This window comes from Parapedobacter deserti, assembly GCF_042646065.1.
Taxonomy (GTDB): Bacteria; Bacteroidota; Bacteroidia; order Sphingobacteriales; family Sphingobacteriaceae; genus Parapedobacter; species Parapedobacter deserti.
The window spans coordinates 185,501-206,239 of sequence record NZ_JBHRTA010000038.1; the positions used below are offsets into that span (position 1 = coordinate 185,501).

The window sequence follows — 20,739 nt, forward strand, 5'->3', positions numbered from 1 at the left end:
TGGTCATGCTAAAGCTCTGGCAATCGCTGGAAGGTAATGGTAAACTGAATTATGAACCAAACTCAATTTATGAAGCAATCAAGACAAATCGGCATTTTATTATGTTTGTGGTTTTGCGCCTTGATCGCCATACCTGTGTACGGACAAATGCAGGTTTCAGGAAAGGTGACAAACCGTCATGGGGAACCGCTGCCTGGCGTAAGTGTGCTTGTACAAGGTACTGACGATGGCGTAACCACAGACACTGACGGGGTGTTTCGGCTGAATGACGTGCCGCCCCAGGGTACGTTGGTATTCCGCTATGTAGGGTACCGCAGTCAAGAGCAGTCAGTCGATGGTCGAACCACCGTCAATGTGCAATTGGAAGAAGATGCCGCTACGTTGGAGGAAGTGGTGGTTGTCGGCTACGGCACGCAGAAGAAGGCTACGTTGACCGGAGCCATTTCCACGATGGACGGTGAGCAGCTTGTACAGTCGCCCGTGGCCAACATCAGCAATTCGCTGATCGGCCGACTGCCGGGTCTGGTGGCTCTGCAACCTAGCGGTGAGCCCGGATACGATCAATCGAGGCTGAAAATCAGAGGTATTGGTACATTGAATGAAGGCGCCGAGTCAGACCCATTGGTGCTGGTGGATGGCGTTCCACGTAATTTCAACGAGATTGATCCCAACGAAATCGCAAACATCAGTATCCTAAAGGATGCTTCGGCCACTGCGGTGTTTGGCGTGCGTGGTGCCAACGGCGTGATCCTCATCACCACCAAATCTGGTAGGTCCGGCAAGTCCCAGATCAGTTATACAGCCAACGTGGGATTGCAAGCTCCAAACAGCCTTCCCGAAATGCTTAACAGTTATGAGTATGCAACGCTACACAACGAGGCCGAACGCAACATGGGGCGTCAGCAACTGTTCTTCTCCGAAGCTGATCTAGAGGCATACCGGACCGGATCGGATCCGATATTCAGGCCAAGCACAAACTGGTACGGCATGATCATCAGGGACGTATCGACCCAACAGCAACACAACTTCAACATCAACGGCGGTTCGCAGCATACCCGCTATTTTGTATCAGCTGGCTATTTCGCACAAAACGGTGCCTATAATGTGAATCAAGTTCAGCGCGAGTTTTCCGCCAATCCCAAGTACCAACGATACAATTTCCGGTCGAATTTCGACATGGATTTCAACGATAATTTTTCGGCGTCGCTCAAACTGGCCGGACAGGTGGCCGACATGAACTATCCCGGCCAAAGCGCGGGCGAAATTTTCTTCCGCATGTTGCGGGCGAATCCCCTGATGAATCCCGGCATCGTAGACGGACGCATCATCGACAATGTGGAAGGATTGCCAGCCAACATCAACAATCCGCTGAGCTTCATCACCTCCAGTGGCTTCCAACGGAATTTCAACAGCACGTTCAATGCCAACATCGGGCTGAGCCATAAGCTGGGTTTCATCACCGAGGGCCTTTCGGCCAGGGGGATGCTGGCGTATGACCACTATTACCAGCACTCGGTGCGACGCAACAAATGGACCGTCACCTACAACATCGTGCGGAACCCCGATAACCCCAATGAGCCGGTATTCATCCGCAACGGCGAAGACACGCCCTTCTCATTCAGCGAAGGCTATGGGCGGAACCGAAAGATATATACCGAACTGGCCCTAGATTATGCCCGTACTTTCGGCGACCATAGCGTCACGGGGCTGTTGCTGTATATGCAGGAAAAGGCGCACAATCCGACTTTTGCCTACGCTGTTCCCATGGGCTACGTCGGCACGGTGGCTCGGGCTACATACGGCTATGCCGGGCGTTACCTGGCCGAATTCAACATGGGCTACAACGGCTCCGAAAACTTCCCTGAGGACAAACGCTATGGCTTCTTCCCCTCGTTTTCCCTGGGTTGGGTGGTCACCGAAGAGCCGTTCATGCCCAAGGATGGTTTTATCAGCTTCCTGAAAATCAGGGGTTCCTACGGTGAGGTGGGTAATGACAAGATCGGCGGCGAGCGGTTCCTCTATTTGCCGGATGTGTTCAACTACGGCGGTGGCTATAATTTCGGCGACGTCAATTCCGGCAACCTGCAATGGTATGGGGGCTCTCAGGAAGGGAAAGTGGGCAACCCCAACGTGACCTGGGAACGGGCGCGGAAAAGCAACATCGGCCTGGAATTGAATATGTTCGACGACATGTTCAGCGTCGTCGGCGATGTCTTCCACGAGCGGCGCGACAACATCCTGTCTTACCTGGGCACCGTACCCGACCTCGTACAGGCCCCGTTGCCCCCGGCCAACATCAGTTCCGTCGAAAACCGCGGATTTGAGGTGGAAGTCAATTTCCGTCACCATATCAACAGCTTAAACTACTGGGTGAAAGCTAATTATACCTACGCCAAGAACGAGATTCTCTTCATGGATGAGCCACTGCGGCCTTTCGACTACCTGCAGCGCACCGGCCGGCCGGTCGGCCAGTTCTTCGGCCTCACCAGCGACGGCATCTACAACACCCAGGAGGAAATCGACAACAGCGGCATCACGTCATGGGCGTGGGGCACCCCCCAGCCGGGTGATATCCGTTACGTAGACCTCAATGGCGATGGTGCTATCGATGACTATGACCGTGGGCCTATCGGGTTTTCTACGTTCCCCCAGGGTGTGTACGGCGTCGCCCTCGGGTTTGACTACAAGGGATTTGATTTTTCCGTGCTGTTCCAAGGTACCGAAAAGGCGTCTTTTTACTTGAATGAGATGGCGGCGTGGCCGTTCGACACGGATTGGGGCAGTGCGCAGAAAACCCATTTGGAGCGCTGGACCCCCGAGCGCTATGCGAATGGGGAAACGATTACGTTCCCGCGGGTGGAACTTTCACCCACGCCGGGCAAGCACAACTATACCCAGTCGGATTTCTGGCTCAAGGAAGGGCGTTACCTGCGGGTGAAGAATGCCGAGCTCGCTTACCGGTTTACCGGGTCGTTCCTAGCCCGGATGGGCGTCGGCCATGTGCGGGTGTTTGCCAATGGCAACAACCTGCTGACCTGGAGCAGCGTACGGCATTTCGACCCCGAGTCGCCGACAGGCAGGGGACAGTTTTACCCGCAGATGCGGGTGTACAACTTTGGGGTGAATGTGCAATTCTAACCGCAATACTTAAACAAATGAAGAAAATAGCTACATTTTTGAAGCATATGGGGCCGGTGGCGTTGGGCTGCTGCATGGCGGTGCTCGCTTCGTGCAACACGGATTTCCTGGAAAAACCCGATAGCAGCGACGTGACCATCGATACCATCTTTTCAGAAAGGATAAAGGCCGAAACCTTTCTCTGGGAAACTTACGGAACATCGGTACCGGCCGGATTTCCCAAGGATTGGGGGCGCTGGGAAGGCGTCAGGGATGCGTCGATGGTGATGGCGGCCTGCGACGAGGGCGACGTGTACGACGATTGGCCCGGTTCGAATACGTTCAATACGGGCGTGTGGGGGCCGCAATCCAACCCCGAGGATGGTTTCGGCCACCACTACAAAGGCATCCGTAATGCCAACATCTTCATCGCCAATATCGACCGGGTACCTGACATCTCCGAACAGGAACGCGCGCAGTTGCGGGCAGAGGCCATATTTCTCCGGGCGCTGCAGCATGCCGAACTGTTGAAACGTTATGGGGGAATCCCCATCGTGGACCACGTGCTGCAGGCGGATGGCGAAGTGAAGTTGCCGCGCAACACCTATGCGGAGTGCGTCGACTTCATTGTGCAGAGCTGCGACGAGGCTGTGGCGGCATTGCCCGATGCATACCCTTCCGCGTTCCTCGGCCGGGCGACCAAAGGTGCCGCGCTGGCGCTCAAGGCCCGCGTATTGCTCTTTGCGGCAAGTCCGCTCGCCAATAGCCCGAACCCCTATAATGCCCAGGACCGGGAGTACACGGGTTATATCGACTACAACCCCGAAAGGTGGCGTGCTGCGGCGGATGCCGCCAAGGCCGTGCTGGACTGGGCCGCCGGGGCGGGCAACATCCGGCTCATTGTGGACGCGGCGAATCCGGGCAACGCCTATGAGACCGCAGTGACCCAAGCCGACAATGCGGAAATCATCCTGGCGAATAAATCGGACAGCTGGTGGGGTCCCTGGTGGCCCATGATGTTCCAGTTTGTGATGCCCCGGGGTATCTATGCGGGCTGGTACGGGCATGGCGTCACCTTGCAGCATGCACAGAAGTATTATACGGCAGATGGCGAAGACCAGACATGGCCCGACGAAGGCCCATACAGCGAGTTCTCGGCGAAAATGGGCGAGATGGAACCCCGTTTCCAGCGCTCGGTGTTTTATTCAGGGTCGCGGTGGAACGACGAATACGGGGTGCGGCATTTCTACCGGCGCAACAACGGTTCGTGGACCGAGCATGCGCCGGTGAACGGGGTGGGCTACATGAAAAAGTTCCTGGCCCGCTTCAACTGGGACGGCGGGCAACTCAACTGGATTGTCTTCCGCCTAGCGGAATTTTACCTGAACTATGCCGAAGCGCTTAACGAAATCAGCCCCATGGATGGCGCGAGCTACGCGGCCGTCAATGAAATCCGCCGCCGCGCGGGCATCCCCGAACTGTCAGCTGCCGATGCACGCTACGATACGCAGGAAAAACTCCGTGAAGCCATCCGAAGGGAAAGGGCCATCGAACTAGCATTCGAGGAACACCGGTACTGGGACGTCCGGCGGTGGCGCATCGCCGAAGAAGCGGGCGTGATGCAGGGAAGCATGTGGGGGCTCAATCTGTATGAGCAACCAAACGGCGACATCATCTACCGAAAGGAAGTGTTCGAGAATCGCGTATGGGACAACCGGATGTATCTATACCCCATACCGCAGGCAGAAATAGACAAAGGCTACATCCTCCAGACACCGGGATGGTAATGCTTCCTAACCAAAATCGTAAAATTATGAACAACTACTATATCAGTATTCTTTTGATGGTGGGAATTTGGTGCCCGCTGGCATCGATGGCGCAGGAACCGGCTTCCGGACGGGTGGACGACCAATATGGATATGGGCTTGCGTTTGTGACCATCCATGACCAAGCCGGTGTATCGCATGGGCAGACCGACGAAAATGGGGCATTCACCATCGCGCTTGCCGATACCGCTACGTTGGTATTCCGCTTGGCGGGCTATGAGGCTGTCCGGCAGTTCGTGCGCCCCGGCCAGCAAGGTATCACGCTGGTCATGGGGCCGGATAGCCGTACGGCAATCGTCGACCTTGCGTTCGGCCAGCAGGCGCACCATGCCGTTACCGCGGCCGTGGCTACGGTGAGCAGCACGGTGCTGCGGGAGACCCCCGTGCCTACATTGAGCAATACCTTGTTCGGCAGGTTACCCGGCCTGACGGTCATGCAGGGCAGCGGCGAACCCGGATACGATGCGCCGCAGATGCTCATCCGGGGCAAGGGTACCTACCAGGACAACAGCTTCCTGATATTCGTGGATGGGCTCGAAACCCCGTTCGACCAACTTTCCGTAGATGAGATTGAAACCATATCCGTCCTGAAAGACGCGGCGGCATTGTCGCAGTTCGGTATCCGCGGCGCGAATGGTGCACTGTGGGTGACCACCAAGCGCGGGCAGGCCGGAAAAACGCGCATCACGCTCAACGCACGCAACGGATGGCAGCAACCCATCGCCCTGCCGCGATTCGTGGACGCTTACGACTATGCGCGGCTGTACAACGAAGCCCTCCAGAACGACGGCTTGGCGCCCCGATACAGTTCAGACGAACTGGAGGCATACCGCACCGGCGAAGACCCCTATCTATACCCCAATGTCAACTGGTACGATGAGGTACTGCGCAGCTATGCCCCGCAGCGTGACGCGAGCCTCACTTTTTCCGGCGGCGGGCAGACCGCACGCTACTTTATCCTGCTGGGCTACAACCGCAACGAAGGGCTGTATGCCAACACCGACCGCGACCGCGTGGAAAACTCGAATGCCGACTTCCAGCGGTACAATTTCCGGGCAAATGTGGACATGCAACTGAGCAAATACGTCTCCGCCGCGATGGACCTGGGCGGCCGCATCGAAGACCGCTATTTCCCCAATTTCAACGGACCGCAACTGTGGGATAACATGGCCCGGTTTCCGGCCAATGCCTATCCGGTGCGCAATCCCAACGGCACATGGGGCGGCAATGCCCTGTTTTTCGATAACCCCGTGGCTTCCGTGCTGGACAGGGGGTTCAACTCGAGCACCGACCGCAACTTGATGGCTACCCTGCGGCTCACCGAGCACCTCGACTTCATCACCGAGGGCCTCAGCCTCCGCCAGACGGTCGCGTTCAACAACTGGCACCGGGGCAACTACAACAAAACACGTAATATTGCCGTGTACGAGCTGAGTACCCAAACCGGCGAAGATGGCCAGCAGGAACTGATATATCGGCAGCACGGTACCCGCACGGACCTGTCGATAGACCAGGGTGGCAATGACCAATGGAACCGGACCAACCTCCAGTTCTCACTGAATTACGACCGCAATTTCGGCGTCAACGGCATTTCGGCCCAGTTGATGTATTATCAGGATGTATACGCTGTAAGCGGCAACAATGTACCCTATGCCAACCAAAGCGTGATGGGCCGTTTCCATTACGGCTATGCCGACACCTATTTTGCCGAACTTGGGTTTTCCTATAGCGGGTCCGAGCGCTTCCCTGCCGGTAATCGATTCGGGTTTTTCCCCGCCCTGTCCGGAGCGTGGTTGGTGAGCAATGAGGAATTCCTCAAAGGCAGCACGGCAATTTCATACCTCAAGGCTCGGGCTTCCGTGGGGCTGTTGGGCAACGACCGGTTGGTAGGCCCGCGGTTCGCTTACCAGCAAGATTTCTACTATTCAGGGAATTACTATTTCGGCCCCGGGAATAACAGCTTTGGTACCATCGTGGAGGGCGTACCCGGCAATCCCGACATTTCATGGGAAAAATCGCTACAGTATAACCTTGGCGTGGAAGCCACCATGTACAACCGGTTGGACATAGGGCTCGATGCCTATTACGAAAACCGTTGGGATATCCTGGCCACCGATGACGGTACCGTTCCTTCTTACGTGGGATTGGGGTCGGCATACCGCAATATGGGCGAGGTGAACAACTGGGGGTTTGAGGCGACGGCCAGCTACCGGAAAGCACTCGGCGACCTGACTTACCACGTGGGCGGAAGCGTGTTTTACAGCCGCAACAAGGTTGTGGCGATGAATGAAGTGGTCCGCGCCGAACCCTACCTGTACCGCACTGGTCATCCGGTGGGCCAACCCTTCGGGCTGCAGGCAGACGGTTTTTGGGAGGCGGCCGACTTCGATGGCAGTGGCAGTCTGCTCCCGGGCCGGCCTGTTTCCACCTTTGCGCCCGTACAACCCGGCGACATCCGCTATGTCGACCAGAACAATGACGGGCTGATTGACGAAAACGACTACGTAGCCATCGGAAATGCATTCGAACCGGCGCTCAGCTACACGATGAATGTGGGGGGAGCGTTCAAAGGGTTGGATTTCCAGGTCTTTTTCCAGGGTACGGGCGAGCGGAGCCTGTTCCTCGGCGGCACTTATTTCTGGGCGCTCCAGAACGACAATAACATCCCCGTGATGGCCCTGAACCGCTGGACGCCGCAAACGGCTGGTCAGGCCAATTACCCCCGGCTGAGTACGTTGCCGAATGACAACAACTACCAGAACTCTTCGTTTTGGATGCGCTCAGGCGCCATGTTGCGGTTGCGTAACGTCGAGCTGGGTTACACGTTCCCCCGCGGATGGCAGCAGAAGCTGCGCCTCAACAACCTGCGCCTTTACGTGAGCGGAATCAACCTGGCGACGTGGAGCAGTGTGCAGGGGACCGATCCCGAAAGTATCGGGGGATATCCGCCGCTGAAATCCTATAATGTCGGACTTACCGCGCAGTTTTGAACCAGTTGTTTAACACGATGAACATGAAGAAAATAGTGATATTGCTTGTGGGAGCCTTCGTGCTGACCGCCTGCGAAAAGAATTTCCTCGATAGGAGGCTGGATACCAACTACACGGTAGACCAGGTCTTCAACTCCGCCGGTACGATGCGCGATTTTGGTTTGGGCATTTATGCCTATCTCCCGGCCGGTTTTGGCCGGATCGACGGGGCGCTGCTGGCTTCCGCATCGGACGAAGCGGTGCACGCCTGGCCGGGGTCGGGTGTGCATCGGTTGGTGAACGGGAGTTGGAGCGCATTCAACAACCCCGATGACCAATGGGCCGCCAACTACGCCGGAATCCGTAAGGCGACCTTGTTTCTGGAACGTTCGGCTGACTACCGCCAGATTGTCTACCGCGATACCATCACCGAAAGCGGCAAAAACGCGTATATCAACGACGTGAATGATATTGGCTGGCTGCGTGCCGAGGCGGTGGTACTGCGTGCGTTCTTTTATTTCGAGTTAATCAAGCGTTACGGAGGTGTGCCGATTGTCCAGGAAGTGCTCGATGCCGAGGAGGCACCCATGCTGCCCCGTAATTCGTACGAGCAATGCGTGGAGTTTATCGTCACGCAGATCGATGGCGCCATACCGGCGTTGCGGGATTCCTGGCGGGGATTCCAATCCGACCGCTTCCTGGGGCGGATTACCCAAGGAGCGGCGATGGCACTCAAAGCGAGGGTCTTGCTGTATGCCGCCAGCCCGTTGAACAATCCTACGGACGATGCCAGCAAATGGCTTGCAGCCGCCCAGGCCGCCCATGATGTGATTGCACTCGACCGGTATGCCCTTGCGGGCAACTACCGCGACCTGTTCAGGGCGGTGGACAATGGAGAGTTTATCCTTGTGCGCCGGTACGATGCTTCCAATGACTTGGAGCGGTCCAGCTACCCCGTCGGTTTCGAAGGCGCCAGAGGTGGTACGAATCCCTCCCAAAACTTGGTGGACGCCTATGAAACGACCAATGGCTTGTCCATCGATGAAGACCCTGCGTACGACCCGCAGCAGCCCTATGCCAACAGGGACCCGCGGCTACAGATGAGCATCATCGTCAACAACTCGTCGTACAAAGGGCGTACGGTGGAGCTATGGAGCGGCGGGCTGGACGGCCCCGGGAAACCTCGGGCCTCCGAAACCGGTTATTACCTCAAGAAGTTTGTGGATGAAGGGCTCGACCTGCTGCAGGACCGTACCAGCACGCACAACTGGATTTACTTCCGCTATGCGGAGATTTTGCTGAACTACGCCGAGGCCATGAATGAGGCCCACGGTCCGGATGCCCTGCCGGCAGGGTTTACACTGTCTGCCCGAGAAGCCTTGGACAGGGTGAGGCAACGGCCCGGCGTGGACATGCAGCCGGTGACCGATGCGGATCAAGCGGCATTCCGGGAACGCTTGCGCAATGAACGCCGCGTGGAGCTGGCTTTTGAAGAACACCGCTTCTGGGATGTGCGGCGTTGGCAGATTGCCGAACAGGCGTTGGGCCAGCCGATCCGGGGAGTGGCCATTGCCCGGGCGGGCGATGGTACCATCACCTATACCTATCCGGAGCAGGCTGTGCAAAGCCGGGTGTTCGGAAGCAAGATGTACCGCTATCCGATACCTCGGGTCGAGGTGGAGAAAACCAACGGTGCCCTCACCCAAAACGAAGGATGGTAACATGGATTTACGGACAACGATAACCAATCATTTGATGACAAACACGACAAAATACCTGGTGATTGCCTGCTGCCTGATGGTACAGGGATTGTATGCCGACACGTACTACGTGGACGCACTCATAGGGAATGACGGAGCCTCGGGGCGGGATTCCACCGCCGCATGGCGGAGCCTCGACCGTGTCAACCAAGCGACGTTCCAGCCCGGCGATACGCTGCTGTTCCGCTCGGGTCGCATCTACGAAGGGCAGTTCAAGCCCCAAGGGTCGGGCTCGGAAGCGCAACCCATCGTGGTGGCCAATTTCGGTGAGGGGTATAAACCCCGTTTGCAGGGGAATGGGCTCTTCCTGGCTACGGTGCACCTGTATAACGTGGCCGGTTGGGAAGTGACGGGCCTTGATATTTCCAACGACGGCCCTGAACGGGCAGCCGGACGTGCCGGTGTCATCGTCGAGATTCGCGATTTCGGTGTGGCCCGGTCCATCCGGCTCCGTAATCTGGACATCCACGATGTAAACGGCAGTTTGGTCAAGAAAGAAGGGGGCGGTGCAGGCATCATCGTCAAAAACGGCGGACGCGAAACACCGTCGTGGTACGAAGGGCTGACCATCGAACATTGCACCATACAACGCACCCACCGAAACGGCATCCTCATCAATGGATATTGGAGCCGCGAAGATTGGCATCCCAACCGGTCGGTCGTCATCCGGCACAATGTGCTGGAAGGAGTGCCAGGCGATGGCATCGTACCCATCGGGTGCGACTCCGCGTTGATTGAATGGAACGTGATGCGCGACTGCCCCCGCCTATTGCCGGACGGCGAGGCGGCCGCGGGGATATGGCCGTGGAGCTGCGACAACACCGTCATCCAGTTCAACGAGGTGAGTGACCACAAGGCGCCATGGGATGCGCAAGGGTTTGATTCCGACTGGAATTGCCGCAACACGCTCATCCAATACAACTACAGCCACGACAACGAGGGCGGTTTTTTATTGGTATGCAATGACGGCAGCGCCAGCAAGCGATCGAGCGTGGGCAACACGGGCACGGTGGTGCGGTACAACGTCAGCGTGAACGACGGCGGACGGATAACGGGGAAACACGCCGGTTTTTCGCCCGTCATCCACCTTCCCGGACCTACCTTCGACACCAAGCTATACAACAACGTGCTGATCGTGCCTGCTCACCGGCACCCGGATACCGATAGCACGTTGATTGCCTTTGACAATTGGCACGGCTATCCGGACAGCACACTGTTCGCCAACAACATTTTTTATGCACTGTCGCCCGTTGACTACGAAGCAGCGAAAGCTACCCGCATTTTTTACACGCATAATAGCTATCATGGTGAGCATATCGGCCGACCCGACGACCCTGCCCCTGTATTGGATGACCCGCTGTTCCTCACGTTGGAAAACATGGGTCATCCGGGCATGGACGCGCTCAAAGGGCTTTTGCTGAGGGGGGATTCGCCGGCCAAAGGGAAAGGCAGGCCGCTGGTGGATACGGCTGTCAATGATTTGTTTGGCAGGCCCGTTCTCCCCGGGCAACCCGCGGACATCGGGGTGTCCAACAACCTGAGCAGCAACGCATTCGCGCCTTGCCAGCTTTGGCCCGACGATAGTGGCGAGCACATCAATGCCCATGGTGGCGGCATGCTGTACCATGATGGCGTATACTACTGGTACGGCGAAAAGCGCGGTGGCAGGCAATCGCAGGGGGTGAACGTGTATTCCTCCACCGACCTGTACCATTGGCGGCATGAGGCGTTGGCCTTTTCGCCCGTCGATGACCCCCAGAGCGACATCACCTGGGGCTGCATCATGGAGCGGCCCAAAGTCATCTACAACGAAAAGACCAAGCAGTTCGTCATGTGGTTCCACCTTGAACTGCGTGGCCAGGGCTATGCTGCTGCCCGTGCGGGCGTTGCGGTGAGCGATTCCCCCACGGGGCCGTTCCGTTTCGTGGACAGCTTCCGGCCGAACGGCAACATGTCGCGCGATATGGGGCTGTTTGTCGATGATGACGGCAGCGCGTATCACATCTATGCTTCTGACGATAACTATGACCTGCGGATTGCGCGCCTCACCGACGACTACCTCAAGCCGACCCCGCAGGACAGCCTGCTTTTCCGCGAGCACCGCGAGGCACCCGCGCTGTTCAAATATCGGGGCAAATACTACCTCTTCACCAGCGCCTGTACCGGCTGGCGGCCCAATCAAGCCAGGCTGTACGTGGCAGACGATTTGTTTGGACCATGGACATCGTTAGGCGACCCCATGCGGGGCCCGCAATCGGAAATTACCTTCGATGCCCAATCGACATTTGTGTTGCCCGTCGTCGGGAAAACCGAAGCATTCATCTTTATGGCCGACCGCTGGAAACCGGAGAATCTCACAGATAGTCGGTATATTTGGTTACCCGTCCGTTTTGACGAAGGTACGCCTTACGTCCAATGGATGGATGCCTGGAGTTTGGAAGACTTATGATCAATTCCGAATGCTGATGAAAAGGACGTTATTAATAGGCGCATTGATCGCATTCAACCTGATGCTGGTTTTTTCGCAGCGGCGGGAGCCGGTGCTTCGAACAGACGTGCCGCTGGATTCCATCCGCCTGAGCGACCCTTTTATCCTGGCGGACCGCCAGACCGCCACCTACTACATGACCGGTACGGGCGGAATGCTGTGGAAAAGCAAGGACCTGGAGAAATGGACCGGGCCTTTCCGGGTGATCCAGCATGATCCCGAATCGTGGATGGGACCGCGTCCGATGGTGTGGGCGGCCGAACTGCATGCATACAACGGCAAATACTACAACTTCGCCACCTTCACCAACCGCGATGTCAAGATCGATACGGTGAAGGGGAATGTCATCGAACGTCGAGCCTCACATGTATTGGTCAGCGATAAGCCTGGCGGTCCATACATACCCATGGCGAATTCCATTTACCTACCGGCCCACATGCCGACGTTGGATGGTACGTTTTGGGTGGACGAAGACGGCAAACCCTACATGATCTATTGCCACGAGTGGCTACAGAACTGGAACGGGACGATGGAAAAGATTGAATTGAAGCCGGATCTGAGCGGCCCGGTGGGCGAGGGCAAGATACTTTTCCGGGCAAGTGACTCGCCATGGAGCAAGGAACGCGATGAGGAGGGTAACATTATTCCCAATAAAGTCACCGATGGCCCCTTCTTGTTCCGTACGCAGACCGGAAGGCTGGGCATGCTGTGGACAAGCTGGGTGTTTGACGTGTATACGCAGGGTGTGGCCTACTCCGAGAGCGGTACATTGGACGGGCCATGGATACATGAAAAGGAGCCTATTACGCCACCCAACTATGGGCATGGCATGCTGTTCCGGACGTTTGACGGCAAGCTGCTGATGGCCGTGCACAGCCATAGCGTGGATGAAAACGGGCGTTATATCCGTATTCCCAGGCTGTTTGAAGTGGATGATTCGGGTGATAAGATCATTGTCGGAAACTGATTTTTATAAATAATGGTTATCTTCAAAAGTTATTTAACATCCATGAATAAACCGATCGTTGTCTGTACCTGGAGCGTTGTGCTGTTGCTGGGGGTGCTTTTGATGCCGGCCCGTGCGCAGTCAACTGACCGGCAGCAGTGGTTGGCGCATCTTGATCGGCTTTCCCGACCCGTGATTCAGAACCTGGCCGAGGACCGGCTCAAGGAACGTATGCCGGTGGAGCTTGCACCCGGCATCGACAATCCCGCACACCGTACCGACGTTTCTTACCTGGAAGCGTTCGGCCGGACACTCTGCGGCATTGCGCCATGGCTCCAGCTGGAAGGAGGAAACGAACAGGAGGTCCAGCTGCGGGAGCGGTACCGGAAATGGGTGCTAAGAGCGGTAAGTAACGCCGTAAATCCTCAAGCAAAGGATTACCTGCAGTGGAAAGGGGGGCAGCCTTTGGTGGATGCTTCGTTTTTTGCCCTGAGCCTTATCCGCGCGCCTTGGATCTGGGAAAACCTTACGGAAAGCGATCGGCAGCGTGTGGTCTATGCGCTGTTGCAAACCCGCGATGTCGTGCCGGTATACAGCAACTGGATCTTGTTTTCGGCCATGATAGAGGCGTTTTTCTGCCGCTATGGTCTGCCTTACGACCCGGTGCGGATTGAGTATGCGCTCCGTACATTTGCCCAACATTGGTATACCGGGGATGGTATGTACGCAGATGGAATGGACTTTCGATTGGACTACTACAACAGCTATGTTATCCAGCCTTACATGCATGCTATATTGGCTGTAATGGAAGAGAGTGGGAAGAAATACGGCTACGCGTCGCGCGATTTCGCCCGTATCAGCAGGCGCTATGCGGAGTTGCAGGAGCGAATGATCAATGCCGATGGCACGTTTCCGGTGATTGGCCGTTCCATCGTATACCGGGGTGGGGCATTCCAGCATTTGGCCGATATGGCGCTTCGGGGGAAACTGCCCGACTCGCTCCACCCGGCGCAGGTGCGGGGGGCGCTCACAGCTGTATTGATCAAAACGCTGGAATCGCCCGAAACCTTTAACGCGGCCGGCTGGCTCACCATCGGGCTATACGGCAGGCAGCCGTCCATCAGCGATTTTTACATTACGACTGGTAGCCTATACTTGTGCTCCGCTATCCTATTGCCATTGGGGTTGCCCGAAAGTGATGCGTTTTGGGCCGGGGAAAGTAAACCATGGACAGCCGTAAAGGCATGGAGCGGTGAGGATGTGAAAGCCGATCATGCATTAGATATCCATTGATATGAATCATATTGTTACTTATATCGTCGGCCTTGGATCGGTCGTTGTTCCGACAGGGTCATTATCGGCACAGTCGCTGCTAAAAGAAGAGGTTGTCTTGGAAGTCATCTACCGGGTGAATGATTATTGGCAACACCATTATAAACCGGAAGAGCGCGCCTTCTGGGACGTCGCTGCATACCATACCGGAAATATGGCTGCGCATGCCGTGACCCAAAACGACCGCTACCGGAGGTATTCTGAAGCGTGGGCCGAACACAATGAATGGAAGGGTGCGAAGTCGGACGACCGGTCTAAGTGGAAGTACAACTATGGCGAGACCGATGAGCATGTGCTCTTTGGCGATTGGCAAATTTGCTTTCAAACGTATATCGATCTGTTCCACCTTGACCCTGACAGCACTAAAATCCGTCGCGCAATCGAGGTGATGGAATACCAGATGAGTACGCCAAATGTCGATTATTGGTGGTGGGCCGATGGCTTGTATATGGTAATGCCTGTAATGACTAAGCTGTACCACCTCACGGGCAGTCCCGATTACTTGCAGAAGCTTTATGAGTACTTCATGTATGCAAAAAACTTGATGTACGACAAGGAAGAGCATCTATTCTATAGGGACGCGAAGTACGTGTATCCCAAACACCAAAGCGTGAATGGCAAGAAGGATTTTTGGGCAAGGGGCGATGGCTGGGTGTTTGCCGGCCTTGCCAAGGTGTTAGCTGACCTGCCGGCCGATTATGCCCACCGGGCGGTGTTTGAGGACATTTACCGGGATATGGCGGGAGCTATAATAGCCTGCCAGCAACCGGAGGGGTACTGGACACGTAGCATGCTGGATCCCGCACATGCACCGGGGCCGGAAACGAGTGGTACCGCCTTTTTTACGTATGGGTTGTTGTGGGGGCTTAACAACGGCTACCTCGATACAACATATCTCGCACCGGCTATGAAAGGCTGGGATTACCTAACCGGCTTCGCCCTGCAGCCTGATGGCCGGGTGGGCTATGTGCAGCCCATCGGCGAGCGTGCGATTCCCGGACAGACAGTTGATGCGACATCGACTGCAAACTTCGGCGTCGGGGCATTTCTCCTTGCTGCAAGTGAATTGGTTCGCTATGTCCGCGGGCAACAGGACACGTCGTTTTAGTTTTTTCAAGACAAGGTAGACGGCATGATTAAAATTTTTTGCTACCTTCGAAAAGCGAATCACCAATGCGTAGGAGTGAAGCAATAATGAACACGACGAGAAGAAAATTTTTGAGCACAATGACAACGTTGGCAGCGACAGCTGGAGCGGCGTCAGCGTTTCCGAAAGCGTTTTCCATAGGGAACCGCCAGCAAAAGGTCATAGGCGTGGGCTTGATCGGGGTAAACGGGATGGGCTGGGCAAACCTCAACTCCATACTCAAAGTGTCCGGGGTGCAATGCACCGCGCTCTGTGATGTGGATGCCAATGTACTCGCTAAACGGGCTGACGAGCTTAAGTCACGCGGCATCACGCCGAAGTTATACGCAAAGCATGAGGACTTGCTGGCCGACCCGAACGTGGATGCCGTCATCATTGCCACGCCCGATCATTGGCATTGTCTCCAGCTGGTGGATGCATGTGCTGCTGGGAAAGACGTGTATGTGGAGAAGCCCTTGGGCAACTCCATTGCGGAGTGCAATGCCATGGTGGCCGCCGCTACGAAATATGGCCGCGTAGTGCAGGTCGGCCAATGGCAGCGTAGCCAGCAACATTTCAGGGACGCCATGGACTTTGTGCATTCGGGCAAGCTTGGAAAAATCCGGCTGGTGAAAGCCTGGGCTTACCAAGGCTGGATGAAAAGCATTCCAGTGAAACCTGACGGGCCGGCGCCCGATGGCGTGGATTATACCCGCTGGCTGGGACCCGCAAAGCAGCGCCCGTTCAATCCAAACCGTTTTCACTTTGAATTCCGCTGGTTTTGGGATTATGCCGGTGGACTGATGACGGATTGGGGGGTGCACATGCTCGACTTTGCGTTGATCGGTATGAACGCGACTACGCCCAGGTCAATAATGGCCACAGGAGGTAAATTTGCATTTCCCGATGATGCGGCAGAAACGCCCGACACCTTGACGACCGTCTATGAATTTGATGACTTCACCGTGCAGTGGGAACATGCCAACGGCATTGACGGCGGGCCTTACCGGCGCAACCATGGCGTGGCATTCATCGGCAACTACGGTACGTTGGTGGTTGACCGCGCTGGATGGGAGGTCATCCCTGAGGGACAACGTATGGAGGCAGTGCCACTCCGTAAAAGCCAGGACAACGGACTCGATATGCATACCGCTAATTTTATTGAGGTGGTGCGTTCGGGAAGACTGGAAGCCCTCAATGCGCCCATTACGGCAGGCGCACATATTGCCAATTTCTCACAGATGGGCAATATCGCGTACCGTACCGGAGAAAAGATCTATTGGGATGCTAAGAAGCAGCGCTTTACCAGCAACGCAGCGAATAAGCTGCTGGCGGCTGACTACCGCAACGGATACCGTATCCCTGCTGTCTGATGATTTATGTACTGCCAAAAATGATGAGTATTTATAAGTACGCGGTTACTGGCGTTTGCCTGTTAGTTGTGCATATCGCTGCGGCTCAGCCGGCCGACAGTGTCTTTGCATTTTCTTATTTCAAGGGCAATGGCGAGGATGGCCTTCACTTAGCATATAGCTACGACGGATTTGAATGGACACCGCTGAACGGAGACCGTTCGTTTTTAAAACCGGAACTTAGTAAGGACAGGCTGATGCGTGATCCATGCATCATCCGCGGCGGAGATGGCCGGTTCCATATGGTGTGGACAGTAAGCTGGACGGACCAGGGTATCGGGTATGCGTCTTCGGATGATTTAGTTCGGTGGTCACCGCAACAGTATATCCCCGTCATGGCGCATGAACCGGATGCCCGCAATTGCTGGGCTCCGGAGGTCACCTATGATCCGGTGCATGATTTTTACCTCATCTATTGGGCTACCACCATCCGGGGCCGCTTCCCGGAGACGCAGATCGATGCGGATGACGGCTATAACCACCGGATGTATTGTGTGACAACAAAAGATTTCAAGACGTTTAGCGACACGAGGTTGCTGTATGATCCTAAATTCAATGTGATTGACGCCACCATTGTGCGCCAAGGTGCTAAGTGGGTGATGTTCCTCAAGGATGAAACACGCGAACCCGCACAGAAAAATTTGAAGGTGGCATATGCCGAACGGCTGGAGGGGCCTTACAGCGTCGCCAGCGAGCCCATCACCGGAGACTACTGGGCCGAAGGCCCCACAGCCATGCATATCAATGGAGAGTGGGTGGTATACTTTGATAAGTATATCGAGCATCAGTATGGTGCGGTGGCTTCTAAAGACCTGGAGAACTGGCGCGACCTGTCCGGACGGCTGGAAATGCCCGAAGGCATCCGACATGGCACGATCTTTAAGATCTCACACGGCGAACTCGAAACGCTGATGAACAGTGGCCCGTAACCGGACAACGAGTGGCCATTTAGCGTACTCCATCTTCTACGTCTTTTGCGCTCTCTTCCACTTTCCTGGCCAATTCGGCTTTATATGCCAGCAGGTTTTGCGCGATCTGATCATTTGATACGGCAAGAATCTGGGCGGCAAGTATACCCGCGTTCTTGGCAGCGTTGAGCGCAACGGTGGCTACCGGTATGCCATTCGGCATCTGCAGGATGGAGAGTATGGAATCCCATCCGTCAATGGAATTGGATGATTTAACGGGCACGCCGATAACCGGCAGATGGGTAATGGAAGCCACCATGCCAGGCAGGTGTGCCGCACCGCCCGCACCCGCGATGATAACTTTTAGCCCCCTCGAGGCAGCGCTCTTGGCATAGTCGAACATCCGGTCAGGCGTGCGGTGCGCAGACACAACGGTCACTTCAACCTGCACGCCAAGTAGCTTCAGTATTTCCACGGCATCCTGCATTACGGCCAAGTCCGATTTGCTGCCCATGATTACGCCCACTTCGGGTATATTATTTAGTCCCATTGTCATTGTTTACTTTATGTCACTTAGCTAACCCTCCGATCATGTAATTACCCTGATCGTCTGCTGCACTTTCCGCGCTGTATCGATGGCTTGCTCCCGGTCTTCGTTGATAACACATACGTGGCCCATCTTGCGGAAAGGCTTGGTATATTTTTTCCCATAAAGGTGTAAGTATACGCCTTCCATTGCGAGTACGTCTTCAATGCCTTCATAGTGCGCTAGTCCATCGTGACCGGCTTCGCCGAGCAGGTTTACCATGACGGCGTTGGTACGTGTGTCGGTTTTCCCCGGAGGGAGATTGAAGATGGCCCGTAGGTGCTGTGCAAACTGCGAGGTGAAATTGCCCTCAATGCTTTGGTGTCCACTGTTATGTGGGCGGGGAGCCAGCTCGTTTACCAGCAGCTGCCCATCTTTGGTCAGGAAAAGCTCTACGGCCAACAACCCGATGATCTGCAGGTCTTCTGCGATTTTCTTGGCAAGTAGCTCTGCCCGTTGCTGGATTTCAAAGGGCAGTGTAGAGGGTGATATAAGAAATTCCACCAAATTGGCCTCGGGATTGAATTCCATTTCTACGCATGGGAAAGTCGCTACTTCGCCGTCGTCGTTGCGTGAAACAATAACGGCGAGTTCCTTTTCAAAGTCAATCCATTGTTCGATTAGGCTTGGTGCTTCGAAAGCCGTGGATAAGTCCTCCTCGCTGATGATTTTTTTCACACCCTTACCATCATACCCATCTCTGCGCAATTTTTGGATATAGGGCAATGGCAACGACGCGTTTACCAGACTATCCGTTGAAGAAATAAGCTGGAACGGAGCGGTGGGGATGTCATTTTGCTTGAAAAATTGCTTTTGCAGGCCCTTGTCCTGTATCAACCGGATGATCCGGGATTGCGGATAGACCAGCACACCTTCCTCTTCGAGTTTCTCGAGGGCATCTACGTTGACTTTCTCAATTTCGATGGTCAGCATATCAAGCCCCTTCCCGAAGGCATATACCGTGTCAAAGTCGTTCAATGGACCGTTGACAAAACGGGTGCACAAGTTGCGGCAGGGGGCGTTTTTGTCGGGATCGAGGATATGGATATTTACATTGAAATTGATGGCTTCCTGGATGAGCATGCGGCCCAACTGCCCGCCGCCGAGGATACCCAATTGTAGTTCGCCATAAAAATCTTTTGCCATATAAAGGGAAATATTGTTAATGGTTAAGCACCTGTTGATTGCTGTTTGTCTGCCAAAATATGTTCGCCCTCAATTTTTTTCTGCAGCTCTAAAAACGCTCCGATAAGCGCTTCAGGCCGGGGCGGGCAGCCTTGCACGTAAATATCCACTGGTATGATACGGTCTACGCCCTTGACGACGTGGTAGCCATGTTGCCAATAAGGCCCCCCGCAATTAGCACATGAACCCATAGAAATCACATATTTGGGATCGGGCATTTGTTCATACAGCCGCCGTATGCGGTCAGCCATTTTAAACGTCACTGTACCCGCGATAATCATTACATCCGATTGCCTGGGCGAAGGACGCGGGAATACACCGAAACGGTCCAAGTCATAGGTTGCGGCCATGGCGCCCATCATCTCAATAGCGCAGCAGGCGATGCCGAAGCTCATGGGCCACATGGATGACAGCCTCGCCCAGTTGAGCAGGTCGTCCAGCTTGGCGATGATTACACCGTTGTTTTCTGATTGATTGTTGATGCTCATGATGCCCCTCCCGGTTTTCTGAATCGTGGTTTGAACGCGGGCTTAGCCGTTTGGCTACCGCTGTCCGGTCTTTCGGCGGCTGCTTGCGGCACCGCGTCCGGTTGGAAATTCCGGACCCGATATCGTTCCGCGTTCAGCCGGTCATACGCTGATTTCGGAATGTTCACGTTTACCCGGGGTATTTTGGTCTGTGGTTTCACCCATTCCAAATCGCCTTTTTTCCACACGTATACCAGGCCAACGACCAATATGCCGACAAAGACAGCCATTTCCGCGAGCGTAAACCAGCCCCAGCGAGGATCTGCTGCGATAAGTTCAGGTTGGCCAAAGACCGTTGCCCATGGAAAGATAAAAATCAATTCGACATCAAAAAGCAAAAAGATTAGTGCGATAACGTAGAACCGGGAATTAAATGGCACCCATGAATTGCCCATAGCTTCTTCTCCGCATTCATACGTGGTCAGCTTTTCGGGCGATGGATTTTTTGGCGAGACGATTTTGCCCAACAGCAGGGTAAATAACACCAACAGGACACCCGTCACTCCAATAAGGAGAATTTTGCCAAATTCGGTTATCTGCCCGGGTTCGTCCATAGT

At 55.3% G+C, this 20,739-nt stretch carries 14 protein-coding genes; 10 read left to right on the plus strand and 4 right to left on the minus strand.

The window, feature by feature from the left end:
• Positions 1-69: 69 nt before the first annotated feature.
• From ACFOET_RS13475 to ACFOET_RS13520, 10 genes are all read left to right on the plus strand, one after another.
• The gene (locus ACFOET_RS13475) at positions 70-3,138 is read left to right on the plus strand and encodes a SusC/RagA family TonB-linked outer membrane protein (protein ID WP_379023500.1); all 3,069 of its coding nucleotides are present in this window, start codon (positions 70-72) and stop codon (positions 3,136-3,138) included.
• A gap of 17 nt (positions 3,139-3,155) precedes the next feature.
• A complete protein-coding gene (locus tag ACFOET_RS13480; RefSeq protein WP_379023502.1) occupies positions 3,156-4,904 on the plus strand; it encodes a RagB/SusD family nutrient uptake outer membrane protein in 1,749 nt (582 codons plus the stop codon).
• A gap of 26 nt (positions 4,905-4,930) precedes the next feature.
• Positions 4,931-7,933 carry a SusC/RagA family TonB-linked outer membrane protein gene (locus ACFOET_RS13485; protein ID WP_379023504.1) on the plus strand — a complete coding sequence of 1,001 codons (3,003 nt, stop codon included), beginning with the start codon at positions 4,931-4,933 and terminating at the stop codon, positions 7,931-7,933.
• 23 nt (positions 7,934-7,956) lie between these two features.
• Positions 7,957-9,633: a RagB/SusD family nutrient uptake outer membrane protein gene (locus tag ACFOET_RS13490; protein ID WP_379023506.1), complete on the plus strand. Its 1,677-nt coding sequence runs from the start codon at positions 7,957-7,959 to the stop codon at positions 9,631-9,633.
• Between the two features lie 34 nt (positions 9,634-9,667).
• Complete coding sequence (locus ACFOET_RS13495; protein ID WP_379023508.1) at positions 9,668-12,121, plus strand: family 43 glycosylhydrolase; 2,454 nt, start codon at positions 9,668-9,670, stop codon at positions 12,119-12,121.
• Between the two features lie 16 nt (positions 12,122-12,137).
• A complete protein-coding gene (locus ACFOET_RS13500; protein ID WP_379023510.1) occupies positions 12,138-13,127 on the plus strand; it encodes a glycoside hydrolase family 43 protein in 990 nt (329 codons plus the stop codon).
• A gap of 42 nt (positions 13,128-13,169) precedes the next feature.
• Entirely contained in the window at positions 13,170-14,399 is a 1,230-nt protein-coding gene (locus ACFOET_RS13505) for a DUF2264 domain-containing protein (RefSeq protein ID WP_379023512.1), read from the plus strand.
• A 1-nt stretch (position 14,400) separates the two neighbouring features.
• Entirely contained in the window at positions 14,401-15,546 is a 1,146-nt protein-coding gene (locus ACFOET_RS13510) for a glycoside hydrolase family 88/105 protein (protein ID WP_379023514.1), read from the plus strand.
• Between the two features lie 119 nt (positions 15,547-15,665).
• On the plus strand, positions 15,666-16,937 hold the full coding sequence (locus ACFOET_RS13515; RefSeq protein ID WP_379023516.1) for a Gfo/Idh/MocA family protein: 1,272 nt from the start codon (positions 15,666-15,668) through the stop codon (positions 16,935-16,937).
• 20 nt (positions 16,938-16,957) lie between these two features.
• Positions 16,958-17,905, plus strand: a complete 948-nt coding sequence (locus ACFOET_RS13520; RefSeq protein ID WP_379023518.1) for a glycoside hydrolase family 43 protein — start codon at positions 16,958-16,960, stop codon at positions 17,903-17,905.
• Between the two features lie 19 nt (positions 17,906-17,924).
• On the opposite strand, the gene purE is transcribed toward ACFOET_RS13520, so the two are convergent.
• Genes purE through ACFOET_RS13540 form a run of 4 tightly spaced genes read right to left on the minus strand, consistent with a single transcriptional unit; the run spans position 17,925 to position 20,736 of the window.
• Entirely contained in the window at positions 17,925-18,434 is a 510-nt protein-coding gene (purE, locus tag ACFOET_RS13525) for a 5-(carboxyamino)imidazole ribonucleotide mutase (RefSeq protein WP_379023520.1), read from the minus strand.
• A gap of 39 nt (positions 18,435-18,473) precedes the next feature.
• A complete protein-coding gene (locus ACFOET_RS13530) occupies positions 18,474-19,616 on the minus strand; it encodes a 5-(carboxyamino)imidazole ribonucleotide synthase (protein ID WP_379023522.1) in 1,143 nt (380 codons plus the stop codon).
• A gap of 23 nt (positions 19,617-19,639) precedes the next feature.
• Positions 19,640-20,143, minus strand: a complete 504-nt coding sequence (locus tag ACFOET_RS13535; protein WP_379023524.1) for an NADH-quinone oxidoreductase subunit B — start codon at positions 20,141-20,143, stop codon at positions 19,640-19,642.
• Positions 20,140-20,736 (minus strand): NADH-quinone oxidoreductase subunit A, encoded by a 597-nt coding sequence (locus tag ACFOET_RS13540; protein WP_379023526.1) that lies wholly within the window; start codon positions 20,734-20,736, stop codon positions 20,140-20,142. Before ACFOET_RS13540 ends, ACFOET_RS13535 begins: the two co-directional genes overlap by 4 nt.
• Positions 20,737-20,739: the final 3 nt, after the last annotated feature.